Source organism: Arcanobacterium buesumense (assembly GCF_012563545.1).
Classification (GTDB): domain Bacteria; phylum Actinomycetota; class Actinomycetes; order Actinomycetales; family Actinomycetaceae; genus Arcanobacterium; species Arcanobacterium buesumense.
This window is the reverse complement of sequence record NZ_CP050804.1, coordinates 960543-974467: the sequence shown is the minus strand read 5'-3', so window position 1 is coordinate 974467 and position 13925 is coordinate 960543. Positions and strand designations below refer to the sequence as shown.

Sequence of the window (13925 nt, the reverse complement as noted above, 5' to 3'; positions counted from 1 at the left end):
AGATCTATAATGAGCACTATCCGGCTCGGACTAATTGGTTATCCAACTGGGCATTCGCTATCGCCTGCTATTCATTCCGCATCTTTAAGCCAGCTAGGCATTGATGTTCGTTATGACCTGTTCGACGTCGAATATAAGAATCTAGAATTAAAATTACATGCCATTAAAGATGCTGGTTATACTGGGGTTAACGTGACAATGCCCTATAAACGGGCAGTTATGGAATATCTTGATGAGATTACCCCTTCGGCACAATTAGCCCAGTCCGTTAATACCATCATGTTCAAGGATGGCCGAATGGTGGGTGATACAACCGATGGGCCAGGCATGCTCTATCCGTTAACAACGAACGGCATTGATATTTCTGATGCGAAAATTGCGGTGATTGGATCTGGTGGCGCTGGCGCGGCGGTTTGTCTGGCCGCGGCATGCACTGGAGCTCGAGCAATATCATTGCTTAATCGCAGCGGATCAGGTTTGACCCGGGCATATGAATTGAAACACCGGATCACTCAAGATAATTCGCCCTTGGCTAGTGCTGTTATTGATGTTGTAGGTCTAGATGATGAGCGAGTAGCTAAGGAGACGATATCTGATGCAGATATCGTGCTAAATTGTACGCCGGTTGGGATGGCCCCGAGTTTGAGAGATCAGACGCCCTTTCCTGTAGGATGGATCCGGGCACGTCATGTGGTGATGGATGCAGTTTATACACCGCGTCAAACATTATTACTGCGTGCCGCACAAAAGGCGGGTGCGCGTGTTTTTGATGGGGTTAGTATGCTGATCGCTCAAGCGCTATTGGCGGAAGAAATTTGGTTGGGGCATCGCCTACCTGCCGATGTTTATCATAATGTGCTCGATCAGTCCGCGTATTTTTCGCGGTGAGGTTTGTTATTTTCCAGAAGCGAGATAGGCTTAAGACATGGCTAGTGATCCACATGTTGCGTTCGAAAAATTGCGGTTAGCTCTTGACGAGTTTCATTCCGCTGCTGTTACTTATCGAGATGCTGAAGCGCCCGAGCTTTTGCGCTGTGCTGATAGATTAGCTGACGCTTATATTGTGTATGATGATGCGTTGTTTACACATTATGGTATTGAGGCGCCATTCGATACGTTCGATGACTTTGAAGACGATGATTCCTTGGATGATGATGATTTCGTTGACGATGATGATTTCGTTGACGATGATGACGACGAATACGATGATCTTGACGATGATTTTGATGATGACGACGATGACTACGAAACCGATGAGGATTTCTAGATATTGTTCGTCATAGATTGAGAAATGAGAAGTTGAGGGAGAAATATTCTCCCTCAACTTCTTATTTTGCGACGTTCTTGGTTAAGCAGTGACTTCACTGAGGACTTCGGCAACTTGCGAGGGGAGCGGAGATAAATCTAAGGCAAGCAGTTGATCGAATTGAGCTGCTGTGCGTGCTCCAGATAGGGCTGCCGCAACATGATTTTGGTCGAGCAACCATGCAAGAGAGACGTCTGTAGGCGTTCTGCCTAACCCATCTGCGGCTTTGACAACAGCTTCTACGAGCCGGCGTGAATCGGCATCGAGATATCGATCAACTGTTGGAGATAAATGATCAGTTGCGGCACGCGAACTTGCTGGGATTGTACGGCGATATTTTCCGGTAAGTACCCCGCCAGCTAATGGTGACTGGGCAATGATGCCTAAACCGAAGGCTTTGGCGGTAGCGGTGACGTCATCTTCGATCCCGCGTTGTAGGAGAGAATAGTCAGTGTTAATAGCAGTTAATTCTGGCAGATGAAGATCAATTAAGTATTGGCTAACTCGCGAAATTTGCCATGCTGGATGATTAGCTAAACCGAGATAGCGGGCCTTTCCACTCTGGATAAGCGCAGCTAATGTATCAATCACTTCGCGGAATGGAATATCCGGAGCCGGTGCTGCTAACTGAACAATATCTACATGGTCAATTCCTAGTTGACGAAGGACGTCGTCAATTGCGCGTACTAGTCCACCGCGAGATGAGTCGTGGATGACGCGACCATTGTTGATACTCAACCCAAGATGGACGGAAATAACGAGATCGTCGCGGTTGATACCGTTAGTTAAAATTTGTCCAAGTACGCCAACTGCCAAACCTTCACCATAAAGTGGGGAGACGTCAATAAGGTTCCCGCCGGCGTCAAGTAGTGCTTGTACCATGCGGGTAGCATCCTCGAATTCAGTATCGCGTCCCCACGTGAGTGTTCCTAAGCCAATATGGCCGACTGACAATCCAGATATTCCAACCTTGTTCTTCTTCACATGTGTCAGCCTAATAGACTTTGGCGGTGAGCGGTAATCTTAAGGGGTGGGTATTTTTGAAGCAATTATTTTAGGCATCGTGCAGGGATTGACTGAGTTCTTGCCAATTTCTTCTTCAGCGCATTTGCGGATCGTGGGGGATTTGTTTCCTGGCTTGGGCGATCCTGGGGTGACTTTTACTGCAGTGACACAAATTGGCACTGAAGCGGCAGTTGTTATTTATTTCTGGCAAGATATCGTGCGGATTATTAAAGCGTGGTTCCGTGCATTACCGTTTGGTCCGTGGAAGAACCAAGTTCCGCAAGCCGATCCGGATGTACGCCTAGGCTGGATTGTCATATTTGGCACCTTGCCAATCGTAATCTTAGGATTGCTTTTAGAAGATGCGATCGATTCGGTGTTCCGCAACATGTTTATCACTGCTGGCATGTTGGCGATTTTTGCTATCTTCCTCGGCATTGCTGACCGTATTTCTTCCCGGCGTCTGACTCTTGAAAAGATGACGATCCGCGACGGGGTAGTGCTTGGTTTTGCCCAATCAATGGCACTTATTCCGGGAGTTTCCCGGTCGGGCGGAACGATCACTATTGGTTTACTTTTGGGATACACACGTAGCGCGGCGGCTCGAGTATCCTTTCTGCTAGCAATACCGGCGGTTCTTGGCTCTGGATTTTACCGGTTGTTTTCCGACGACGGAACCGGCCCTGATATTGGCGCATTACCGTTATTTATTGCTACCGTAGTGGCGTTTGTTGTTGGCTACGCCGTCATTGTGTGGTTTTTACGTTTAGTGGAAACGACGTCATACATGCCGTTCGTCATTTATCGTTTGATCTTAGCTGGTAGTGTGGTGGCGTTGCTATCAGTTGGATTGCTTCACGTGTATTAAGGGGAAATTCATGGGAATTGCTGCCGCACTATTCGATATGGACGGGACACTCACTGATTCGGAAATCTTGTGGTTCGAGGCAGAAAAGGCGGTATTTGCCCGGTATGGTAAACCATGGAATGACGGAGATCAAAATGATCTTATTGGGCGTGCTATTGAAGATTCCTGCCGGCTTATTGTTGAGCGTTTAGAGTTACCGCTGACACCTGAAGAATTAGCACCAATTTTGGTTGCCGAAGTAGTTCACCAAGCTAAGACTAAGGGCATGCCATGGCGTCCGGGAGCACGCGAACTTGTTGAAGAATGTGTTGCTCGCGGCATTCCAACAGCTTTGGTCACCTCGTCATATAGCGACTTTGCCCAGTTGACTCTCGACGCTGCTCCTAAAGGAGCATTAGGCGTAGCTGTGACTGGGGATGAATTACCTGTTGGACGAGGAAAACCAGATCCCTTGCCATATCAACTAGCTGCCGAAAAACTTGGCGTAAATATTCGTGATTGTGTTGCTTTTGAAGACTCTGATCCGGGCGTTCGCTCAGCACACGCCTCTGGAGCTTTAACAGTAGCTATTCCTTTTCAAGTACCGATTCCATCTTTGCCGGGGCTTGTTATTGTTGATTCGCTATCTGATCTTTCTGTTGCTCGGCTTGAAGAGCTTCTGTCCGCTCGGCAGTAAGTAACTGAGCTACTCCAGCCTCATCAATAGGCGGGGCGGTATTTCCAAAAGCTGGGCACAGCGATACGAAATGACACCAGTTACACAGCGGTCCCTTTTTCGCTTCGAAATGGCCATCATCGATTCGGCCGCGGATTGCTGACCAGAGACGGTTTAGCTCGTTCGTCGTCGTCATAATATCGGATTCAACCGGATCGTAAGTAAGAATGCGACGATCTTTCAGATAAAGCAACTGGGTGCGTAAGGGTAGCGTTCCGTGGTCATAAAAAAGCGCTGTTGCATAAAAACGCATCTGGAAAATTGCGCCATCTTGGAATCGTGGAGCTGGCGACTTGCCAGTTTTATAATCTACGATGCGTAGTGCTCCATTAGGTGCTTTATCTAAGCGGTCAATAATCCCACGGATTGCTAACCCGGACGGCAAGGTAGCATTAACAAACAGTTCGCGCCCTGCTGGCTGTAAGTATTGTGGATTTTCCAGTGTGAAATAGGACGAAATAAGTGGCCGGGCAGATTCAAGCCATTGCGTGAGCTGGTTGTCATCTTCGAATAACTCCGCAGATTGGGGTGAGTGCTCTAGATGATTTTCCCATGTGGGAATTAACGCCTCCTGCGCGGCTAATTCTTGGCGTTCCTGAGCTGGTTTGTCATATAAATGTTCCAAGACAGCATGCACAATTGTGCCACGTAGTGCTTCGCGTGAAGGTGGTTCGGGCAACTTATCGATAACGCGGAACCGAAATTTTAGCGGGCAGGTGCGAAAATCTGATGCCCGAGACGGCGAAATAGCAGCATGTTGTGATGACATATTCTTCACTTTACCCTGTAGCTCCGACATCGTCGAAGTAATGCCTGGATGCTTGAAGACCAACGTATCCCACATTTTTGGTTCTGTCAGAAATTTTTATCCTCACATAAGATGGAGTGGTGAATAACTATCCTCATCCTGTAGGCGCTGAGCGCCGTCGTGGTCCATTTCGTGCTGGCGAACGTGTACAGCTCACAGATACAAAAAACCGTAAATACACCGTTATGCTGACGAAAGATGGATATTTTCAATCTCAGCGCGGAAGTTTTCGCCATAGTGAATTAATAGGTAAAGAAGAAGGTACCGTTTTGGATATGGACTCCGGGCATCGTCTTCTTGCGCTACGACCACTTGTAAATGACTATGTGCTATCCATGCCACGTGGAGCAACAGTTGTTTATCCTAAAGACGCCGGGCAAATCATTCAACAAGCAGATATTTTTCCTGGCGCAAAAGTCGTCGAAGCTGGTCTTGGGTCAGGCGCATTGGCTCTTTCCTTGCTGTCTGCGGTTGGCATGGACGGGCACCTGACATCTGTTGAACGGCGTGCCGAGTTTGCTGAAATTGCGCAAGCTAATGTGGAATCTTGGTTTGGTCCGCAACTACCACCATGGGATGTCGTTTTAGGAGATCTTGACGATGTTCTTTGGGATATGGATGAAGGCAGTATCGATACTGTCGTACTCGACATGCTTGCGCCATGGGAGAATATCTCTTCTGCGGCACACGCTTTGCGATCCGGCGGTGTTATTATCGGATATGTAGCTACAACTACCCAGATGTCTCGATTCGTTGAGGATCTGCGCACATCATCGTGCTTTACCGAACCGGAATCCTCGGAAACAATGGTGCGCACATGGCATCTTGATGGCCTATCTGTTCGTCCAGATCATCGTATGGTCGCGCATACTGGATTCCTCGTCGTCGCCCGAAGAATAGGACGTGGGTCAATGCCTCTCGTTCCTACGAAACGTCCAGCTCCAGCCGCTCATTCTCAGCCACTAGCGTGGGAAAGTGAGGATCTTAAAGAACGGACAATGTCAGCGAAAAAGCTACGCAAAGTGCGACGTGATATAGCTCATCGCACTGATATTGAATTATCTGGTACTTCTGAAGTTGGCGATCATAGCGCAGCGATGAAAGCCAAACTAGAAGCTGAATCCCAAGCCCGAGCACAAGCGAAAAAAGTTAAACGCCACCCGGCGCTTATCGAACCTGCGGATGACTAGAAGATATTCATGACAATACAAGAACCTGATCTGAGGGCACTCGCTCAGCAAAATCGAGAACTAAGTAAAGCATTAAATACTGCACGCGATCGAATTAAAGAGCTCAGTACTCACATTGAATCATTATCCAAGCCGCCAGTAAGCATTGCGACTTTTGTTCATGCGCATCCAACCCAGCATACGGCCCGCGTTATTTTATCCGGGAAACACATTGATGTTCATGCTGCAGCATGGGTTTCCTTTAATAGTATAGAGCCAGGTCAAGAAGTCTTACTCAATGAGCAACACGTCGTCATTGGTGCCGGGTCATATGCGCAAACCGGGCAGACAGTTGCCGTTGATAGTTTCATCGGAAAAGATCGAATTTTGGTTAGTGCTCCAGGTGGAGAGAACCGGATCATACGTCTTGCTGGCCGTCTTAAAGACAAAAACCTTCGTGTCGGAGATCTAGTGCTAGCTGATTTCGTCACGGGCTTTGCTAGTGAACAGATTGAACGTCCTGACGTCACTCATCTCTTACTTGAAGAATCTCCAGATGTCTCCTATGAAGATATTGGTGGTTTGGCGCCACAAATTGAAGAGCTTCGCGATGCTATCGAATTACCATTCCGCCATCCGGACCTGTACCGAGATCATGGCTTGAAACCACCTAAAGGTGTTTTGCTCTATGGGCCTCCAGGGGTTGGAAAAACACTTATTGCCAAGGCAGTAGCTACCTCTTTATCACAGATGTTTGGCGAGCAAAGTGCGTATTTCCTTAATATCAAAGGTCCACAGCTACTCGATAAATATGTAGGCCAAACCGAGCGGCAGATACGAGAAATTTTTGAGCGGGCTCGCGCCAAAGCTACTGAGGGTATCCCCGTCGTCATTTTCTTTGACGAAATGGAAGCTTTGTTCCGAACGCGCGGATCGGGGGTATCCTCCGACGTCGAAACGACCATTGTTCCCCAGTTACTTGCGGAAATAGATGGCGTAGAGAAGCTAGATAATGTTATCGTCATTGGAGCTTCCAACCGAGAAGACATGATTGATCCGGCAATACTCCGGCCAGGTCGGCTAGACGTTAAAATCCATATTGCCCGCCCTGATTATGATGGCGCTATCGATATATTACGTAAATATTTGGTGCCTAGCGTGCCGATTCATGAAACAGAAATCCAAGCCCATGGCAGTGCCGAAGCTGCTATTGAATCAATGGTTATTAAAACTGTGGATAACTTATGGCAAGACAGCGCGCAAAACGCGTATCTTGATATTATCTATCGTGATGGGCGAATAGAAACATTGTATGCTCGCCATCTTGTCTCTGGTGCGATGCTAGCTGGAATTGTTGAACGCGCTAAGAGATACGCTATTAAAGATTTATTAGCAACTGGGGAAAAAGGCATACGAATGGCGCATTTACGCGCTGCTCTACGAGCTGACATGATGGAAAATGACGCCTTAGCACAGGTGGAAAATCCGCAGGAATGGGCGCGTGTCCACGGGCGTTACGACGTTGTTGCGATACGGCGAGCTGACCATAGTAAGTAAAGAGAAGACATTGACTATTCAAAGGATTGTTGGGTTAGAAACTGAGTTTGGTATTACTACTGCTCAGAGCTTTTCCCAAGATTATTGTGATCTGAGCGCTACAATTGTTGATGCCTATGCGCGGTATAGCCAACAGCCGGTAGCTGCATGGGATTTTCATACCGAAGATCCGCTGAACGATGCGCGTGGCTTTAGGATTGGACCAAGCTATGCCCACCACGATCAACTTACAAATAATCCTGTTCCGTCTATGAGACAAATGGCTAGGGACACAAAAATCACGAATGCGGCGTTGATTAATGGTGGGCGTTGGTACGTAGATCATGCGCATCCAGAATATTCAACGCCAGAAGTTACAAACCCACTCGATGCGGTTATCTGGGACCGTGCCGGGGAAAAAATAGCGCAAGAAACGATGGCAATCTTGCATGAGCAAGGACACGACGTCGTCATCTATAAAAATAATGTAGATGGCAAAGGGGCAGCTTATGGCAGTCACGAAAACTACCTTGTACGCCGTAATGTTCCTTTTAACGATATTATCCGCTACCTGACACCATTTTTTGTTTCCCGTCCGATCCTATGTGGTTCAGGGCGTGTCGGTTTAGGGCAAACGTCTCAAGGAACTGGTTTCCAAATATCGCAACGTGCTGACTACGTTGAAAACGTCGTCGGCTTAGAAACGACTTTCAATCGTCCAATTATCAATACTCGCGATGAACCCCATGCCGATAGCGCACAATACCGTCGGCTCCATGTGATCGGGGGAGACGCCAACCAATTTGATTACTCAATTTTACTCAAAATTGGAACGACGAACCTCATACTGTGGATGCTCGAACAAGACTCGATACCATTGGAATTGGAATCGTTAGTTTTATTTGAACCAGTTGCAGCCTCTTGGGAAATATCCCATGATCCCACCCTGACGCGTGCAGTTGATATGCATGATGGAACAACGCGAACTGCCTGTAATATTCAGGAAATATATCTTGACGCAGTCCGTGCCACGTTAGAGCGTTATGGGATAACTGACCAGGCAACATGGGATTTTATGAAACTTTGGCAAGAAATATTAGATACGTTTAAAACAGATATTTTTGCGGCTGCAACAAAAGTTGAATGGATAGCAAAATATCGGATGCTTGAAGGTATGCGTACCCGTGCTGGTTTAGGCTGGGATGCCGACAAGTTGCGCGCATTTGATTTGCAATGGCACGATTTACGTCCCAGTAACTCAATCGTTGCCAAACTTGATCAGGCAGGGCACGTTTCCCGACTAGTTACCCCAAGTCAAGTTACTTGGGCGGCACAGCATGCGCCTTTTGATACCCGCGCATTTTTTCGCGGGGAACTTGTACGCCAATTTGATCATCACATAGCGTCAATTGGGTGGGGCGGAGCTTGTTTCGAAACGGACACCGGTCACCAACGCTTGTCTTTTATGGATCCCTATACGCCGCAGCGTTCAGACATGGGAGACTTTTTTGATATGCCACAGACCCCAGAGACAACAATTGCCACCTTTGGCTCGTAAGAATTGAGGAATAAGATGAGCGAACAAGAATTTTTCAAGCCTGTTATTCACACCGAAACAGATGACGAGATAATAACAACTGAGCGGTCAACTCCGTTCGATGTTGATGATCTTCTAGACGATATTGATACGATTTTAGAAACTAATGCCTCATCATTTGTTCAAGGTTTCGTGCAAAAGGGCGGTCAGTGAAACGGCGAATTTTTGGTTTGGAAACTGAGTACGGATTGGCATGCTCGGACCATACTGGAGCCTATGTCAAGGTAGACCCAGCAGACATCGCAGCTCATATTTTTGCTGATATGCAAGAAAAGACCGGTACTACATCAGTCTTTTTGCCTAATGGTGGCAGATTGTATCTTGATGTAGGTGATCATCCCGAATACGCGACAGCCGAGTGCACTCAAATCGATGAGCTTCTAGCGCAAGACCGTGTGGGAGATGAGATCTTAGCTGATCGTGCAGATTATGCTGAGCGTGCTCTTGGCTACCATGTTCATATTTTCAAGAACAATGTTGATACGGCCGCGCATTCCTATGGCTGTCACGAAAACTATTTGGTGCGCCGTCGTCGTGACTTTCTCGATCGTCTCCAAGATCTCATCCCATTCTTTGTGACTCGGCAACTGCTGGTTGGAGCTGGGTGCGTTTATCGTGAACCGGGAACAGTACGTTATGAGATCTCACAACGTGCGAGACATATGCATGGTGCTATTTCAACGTCCTCAACTCGCACCCGGCCAATGATCAATACCCGCGATGAGCCACATGCTGATTCTGAACGTTTTCGGCGAATGCATGTGATCGTTGGTGATTCCAACATGGTCGATACAACGACAATGTTGAAAATCGGAATGACGCATGCGATACTCAACGTTCTCGAAGATGGCGGTCGGTTACCCGCATTAGCGTTAGCAGAGCCTATGCAGGCTATTCGACAAGTTACTCAGGATCTGTCTGGGACAACACTTTTGATGCGCGACAATGGCACTACGATACGCGCAATAGATATTCAAGAAGCAATTTTTGAATCTGTCATGAGTTATTACCAGCGTGCTGGGTGGCTTCCTAGTATTGATTCGAATATGCAATATGTTTTTGATTTATGGAAACGTGCTTTAGAAGCATTTGCCTCGGGTGACTTTTCAAGTGTCCATACCGAAATCGAGTGGATTGCTAAATATGAACTCATAACTCGGTATCGTCGTCGCCATTCAGTAGCGTTAAATGATGATCGGATTGCCAGACTTGAGCTTGCCTGGCACGATATCTCGAGTGCTGGTTTGCGTCCGCAATTAGAAAAGTACGGAATCATTGCTCGAAAAGTCTCGACCCACGACCTTTCCGTCGCCAGATTTTCTGCGCCCCAAACGTCACGTGCTCGAGTGCGTGCTAAATTTATTGTTGCTGCGCAACAACACCACCGAGATTACAGTGTGGATTGGAGCCGGGTGCGTCTATTTAGTGGCGGACAGGGGACAAGTGTTACACTCAATGACCCGTTCGTAACAACAGATGCGGCAGTCGATGCCTTGATTGAGACGATGGAGAATCAATGAATAGGATGTTGGCAACAGTTCTAGCCCTAGTGGCGTTCCTTGGTGGAGTTAGTATCTCAACCTTTGTTTTTCAGATGACGAGGCAAACGCCTGCTTTTAATATGCATGTTGAGGGTAACTTTGGCGCTGCAGTAACAGTGACGACGACGGGTTTTCCAGCAGATGATAGCCGACAAATCGACGAACTTCTGATCGGTGAAGGCCGGCTCATCGAAGCTAATCAACAAGTACTTATGCGAGCAACAAAATTCACTGCTAATGGTGATGAATGGTCTCAGGTTGCCGATTTGCCAACAATAGTTAGTGGTGTTGCTACCGCAAAATCTGTGGGAAAGCTTGCTGACGTGGTCATCGGGAAAAAAGAGGGTTCCCGTCTTGCGGTAGTCCAACCTAACGAGGATCGCATAGCCATTACAATTGTTGATATTTTGCCTACCCGCCTGCAGCCATCCGCGGACTCTCCTTCACCGGAGACTCCGATGCCGCAAGTATCGAATACTGACGAGGACGTGCCGGTCATTGGCGCAGTGAACGATCCGATGGAAAACGTCAGTGTTACGCCGATTTTTGTTGGTAAGGGGGCGCAAGTAACAGACGAGGACATCGTATATGCCAATTATGTTCTTGCGGCCACGGATGGTACAGAAATTGAAAATACTTTCACTAATGGCAACCCACCTGCATATATTGCTCTTGACGATGTATTTCCTGGCTTGCGTGCTGGGCTAGTTGATCAACGGGTAGGATCTCGAGTTGCAGTGACGGTACCATCGGCGCAAGCTCAAGGCGATGGTGACGTAGTTATCGTCATCGACATCTTGGCGCTAGCAGATAAAAAGCCGGTTGCTAAAACAACTTCCGTTTAAGAACTTCCGAAAAGATTAAGTATCGCGTTGATACTTTGAGTGCTAAAGGAGAACTACGTGCTCACTTCAATTCCTTCCCCACCACAATCGGTGTGGATGCTTGGCCCCATTCCGATCCGTGCGTACGCCTTATTTATTTTGGCTGGGATTTTTATCGCTTGGTATCTGGGAGATAAACGCTACCGCCGTAAAGGAGGGCCGGGCGACGTTACTGAAGATATTGCTATATGGATTGTTTTTGCCGGTATTATTGGCGCCCGAATTTATCATGTTGTCACCTCACCAGCGGCATATTTTGGGCCGAATGGGGATTGGACGAAGATTTTCCGTATTTGGGAAGGTGGCTTAGGTATTTGGGGAGCAGTGCTGTGTGGATCTTTTGCTGCCTGGTATATTTTACGGCGTAGAAATCTGCGTTTTGGGGCTTTTGCAGATGCTTTTATTCCGGGTGTTATCTTGGCTCAAGCGATTGGTCGATTGGGGAATTATTTCAATCAAGAACTTTTTGGCCGGCCGACCGATCTTCCGTGGGCTTTAGAAATAGATGCAGCACACATGCCGGCAGGTTTTGCTCCTGGTACAACGTTCCATCCAACGTTCTTGTACGAATTGTTATGGTGCCTTGCCGGCTTCGGTGTATTGCTGTGGGCGGAACGGCGTTTTAATTTGCGTGGTGGGCAACTGCTGGCGCTATACGTTGTGGTTTATACGATGGGTCGAGTGTGGATTGAAGCCTTGCGAATTGATGATGCAACAATACTTTTTGGCCTGCGCTTGAACGTATGGACCTCTATTATTGTCTGCCTTGGCGGGATTGTTGCTTTAATTATTTTGAGTAAAAAGCTGAAGGCTAAACCGGAAATTGCCGATATTTATCGCGAGAATCGCCAAGGCACGGAAGAAGAACAGATAATCGGGTAGGATAAGAGTATGCGCAAAGCCAAAATTGTATGTACGCTTGGTCCGGCGGTTAATTCTAAGGACCGGATTCTTGAACTTGTCAAAGCAGGCATGAATGTTGCCCGTATCAATGCTTCTCATGGTTCACATGCCGAGCATGAGGAGCGTATTGATTGGGTGCGTGAAGCCTCCGAAGAATTACGTAAGCCGGTTGCAGTTTTAGTTGACTTGCAAGGGCCTAAAATCCGTCTTGGTCGTTTCGCTAACGGTCCAGTCTTGCTAGAGGCTGGAGATATTTTCACGATTACAACGGATGATATTGAAGGCGATAAAGAACGCGTTTCGACTACTTTCAAAGGATTGCCTGGCGATTGTTCCGAAGGTGATTTGATTCTGATCGACGATGGAAAGGTGCAAGTCAGAGTGCTCTCTGTTGAGGGTAATGACGTACGTACCCAAGTCCTTGTTGGCGGAACTGTATCGAACAATAAAGGTGTTAACCTTCCTGGAGTAGCTGTTTCTGTTCCAGCCTTGTCAGAAAAAGATAAGGAAGATCTTGAGTGGGGCCTAGGATATGGTGCTGATCTTATTGCCCTGTCCTTTGTACGTTCACCAAATGATATTAAAGATGTCCACGAAGTCATGGATCGAGTAGGTCGGCGTATTCCAGTTATTGCGAAGATCGAAAAACCACAAGCTGTTAGTGTACTTGAAGATATTGTTCGTGCTTTTGATGGTTTGATGGTTGCTCGTGGCGATTTAGGTGTAGAACTTCCATTGCAGCAGGTGCCGATTGTCCAAAAGCGGGCAATTTCGATTGCTCGACGTAATGCTAAGCCAGTCATTGTTGCAACTCAGGTGCTTGAATCAATGATTTCTGCACCAACCCCAACACGCGCTGAAACGTCTGATTGTGCGAACGCCATTTTGGATGGTGCTGATGCTGTTATGCTCTCCGGTGAGACATCTGTTGGTAAATATCCCATCATGTGTGTTCAAACGATGGCTTCTATTATTGAATACACTGAGGAACACGGTATTGAGTCTATTCCACGGATCGGCAATCTTCACCGAACCCGTAATGGCGTTATTACTAAATCTGCGATGGATATTGGCGAAGCGATTGGGGTCAAGTTCATTGCGGTGTTTACTTCATCTGGGCAAACTGCTCGGCGTATGTCACGCTTGCGTGGCCGTATTCCGCTGGTGGTCTTTACCGACAACGAACAAGTTCGTCGGCAACTCGCTTTATCGTGGGGTCTAGAGACACTTACATTGTCTGCCGTTTCATCTACTGATGAGATGGTTGATCAAGTTGATGATGTTTTACGTCGTGAGAATCTTGCGATTGACGGTGATCGAGTGGTTATTGTTTCTGGTATGCCACCGGGGGTTGTCGGTTCTACTAACACAATCCGCATCCATAAGATGGGTGAGACTCGCCGATAGTCAAAAACTATTTTTGTGATTCTTAACCTGTTCGGGTAAGATCGCAGGGCAGCCATTTTTCATGTAGTATTATGGTTGTCCATCGCTCCTGTGGTGGAATTGGCAGACACACAGCACTCAAAATGCTGCGCCGAAAGGCATGAGGGTTCGAGTCCCTCCGGGAGCACTTTTAATGCGTAATGAAGC

Annotated in this window: 14 protein-coding genes and 1 tRNA gene; 13 read left to right on the top strand and 2 right to left on the bottom strand. The window is 47.4% G+C overall.

The annotated features are described in order from the left end of the window. Positions 1-9: 9 nt before the first annotated feature. Entirely contained in the window at positions 10-888 is an 879-nt protein-coding gene (gene aroE, locus HC352_RS04405; protein WP_168917758.1) for a shikimate dehydrogenase, read from the top strand. 37 nt (positions 889-925) lie between these two features. Next, positions 926-1267, top strand: a complete 342-nt coding sequence (locus HC352_RS04400; RefSeq protein ID WP_168917757.1) for a hypothetical protein — start codon at positions 926-928, stop codon at positions 1265-1267. Positions 1268-1348: 81 nt separating this feature from the next. Here HC352_RS04400 and HC352_RS04395 read toward each other — a convergent pair whose 3' ends face one another. Beyond that, positions 1349-2290, bottom strand: coding sequence for an aldo/keto reductase (locus tag HC352_RS04395; RefSeq protein ID WP_168917756.1), 942 nt, complete (start codon positions 2288-2290; stop codon positions 1349-1351). A gap of 46 nt (positions 2291-2336) precedes the next feature. On the opposite strand from HC352_RS04395, the gene HC352_RS04390 reads away from it, so the two are divergent. Both HC352_RS04390 and HC352_RS04385 read left to right on the top strand, forming a co-directional pair. Beyond that, on the top strand, positions 2337-3179 hold the full coding sequence (locus HC352_RS04390) for an undecaprenyl-diphosphate phosphatase (RefSeq protein WP_168917755.1): 843 nt from the start codon (positions 2337-2339) through the stop codon (positions 3177-3179). 10 nt (positions 3180-3189) lie between these two features. After that, positions 3190-3855, top strand: a complete 666-nt coding sequence (locus tag HC352_RS04385) for an HAD family hydrolase (RefSeq protein WP_168917754.1) — start codon at positions 3190-3192, stop codon at positions 3853-3855. On the opposite strand, the gene HC352_RS04380 is transcribed toward HC352_RS04385, so the two are convergent. Next, positions 3788-4738 carry a RecB family exonuclease gene (locus HC352_RS04380; protein ID WP_247645233.1) on the bottom strand — a complete coding sequence of 317 codons (951 nt, stop codon included), beginning with the start codon at positions 4736-4738 and terminating at the stop codon, positions 3788-3790. The two genes, HC352_RS04385 and HC352_RS04380, sit on opposite strands and share 68 nt — an antisense overlap. Positions 4739-4782: 44 nt before the next feature. On the opposite strand from HC352_RS04380, the gene HC352_RS04375 reads away from it, so the two are divergent. From HC352_RS04375 to HC352_RS04335, 9 genes are all read left to right on the top strand, one after another. Next, a complete protein-coding gene (locus HC352_RS04375; protein ID WP_168917753.1) occupies positions 4783-5892 on the top strand; it encodes a tRNA (adenine-N1)-methyltransferase in 1110 nt (369 codons plus the stop codon). 9 nt (positions 5893-5901) lie between these two features. Continuing rightward, complete coding sequence (gene arc / locus HC352_RS04370; protein ID WP_168917752.1) at positions 5902-7428, top strand: proteasome ATPase; 1527 nt, start codon at positions 5902-5904, stop codon at positions 7426-7428. Continuing rightward, positions 7373-8965, top strand: a complete 1593-nt coding sequence (dop, locus tag HC352_RS04365) for a depupylase/deamidase Dop (RefSeq protein WP_247645232.1) — start codon at positions 7373-7375, stop codon at positions 8963-8965. Before arc ends, dop begins: the two co-directional genes overlap by 56 nt. Positions 8966-8980: 15 nt before the next feature. Then, complete coding sequence (locus HC352_RS04360) at positions 8981-9157, top strand: ubiquitin-like protein Pup (RefSeq protein WP_168917751.1); 177 nt, start codon at positions 8981-8983, stop codon at positions 9155-9157. Further along, a complete protein-coding gene (locus HC352_RS04355) occupies positions 9154-10524 on the top strand; it encodes a proteasome accessory factor PafA2 family protein (RefSeq protein ID WP_168917750.1) in 1371 nt (456 codons plus the stop codon). Before HC352_RS04360 ends, HC352_RS04355 begins: the two co-directional genes overlap by 4 nt. Further along, on the top strand, positions 10521-11390 hold the full coding sequence (locus HC352_RS04350) for an FKBP-type peptidyl-prolyl cis-trans isomerase (protein WP_168917749.1): 870 nt from the start codon (positions 10521-10523) through the stop codon (positions 11388-11390). The genes HC352_RS04355 and HC352_RS04350 overlap by 4 nt, the downstream gene beginning before the upstream one ends. 57 nt (positions 11391-11447) lie before the next feature. Then, complete coding sequence (lgt, locus tag HC352_RS04345; protein ID WP_168917748.1) at positions 11448-12311, top strand: prolipoprotein diacylglyceryl transferase; 864 nt, start codon at positions 11448-11450, stop codon at positions 12309-12311. Positions 12312-12320: 9 nt separating this feature from the next. Beyond that, a complete protein-coding gene (pyk, locus tag HC352_RS04340; protein ID WP_168917747.1) occupies positions 12321-13739 on the top strand; it encodes a pyruvate kinase in 1419 nt (472 codons plus the stop codon). An 84-nt stretch (positions 13740-13823) separates the two neighbouring features. After that, positions 13824-13905, top strand: a tRNA-Leu gene (locus HC352_RS04335). Positions 13906-13925 lie beyond the last annotated feature (20 nt).

Coding starts and splice junctions, on each gene's coding strand:
- aroE (WP_168917758.1), top strand. CDS start 10: ATGAGCACTATCCGGCTCGGACTAATTGGTTATCCAACTGGGCATTCG.
- HC352_RS04400 (WP_168917757.1), top strand. CDS start 926: ATGGCTAGTGATCCACATGTTGCGTTCGAAAAATTGCGGTTAGCTCTT.
- HC352_RS04385 (WP_168917754.1), top strand. CDS start 3,190: ATGGGAATTGCTGCCGCACTATTCGATATGGACGGGACACTCACTGAT.
- HC352_RS04380 (WP_247645233.1), bottom strand. CDS start 4,738: ATGTGGGATACGTTGGTCTTCAAGCATCCAGGCATTACTTCGACGATG.
- arc (WP_168917752.1), top strand. CDS start 5,902: ATGACAATACAAGAACCTGATCTGAGGGCACTCGCTCAGCAAAATCGA.
- HC352_RS04360 (WP_168917751.1), top strand. CDS start 8,981: ATGAGCGAACAAGAATTTTTCAAGCCTGTTATTCACACCGAAACAGAT.
- HC352_RS04350 (WP_168917749.1), top strand. CDS start 10,521: ATGAATAGGATGTTGGCAACAGTTCTAGCCCTAGTGGCGTTCCTTGGT.
- pyk (WP_168917747.1), top strand. CDS start 12,321: ATGCGCAAAGCCAAAATTGTATGTACGCTTGGTCCGGCGGTTAATTCT.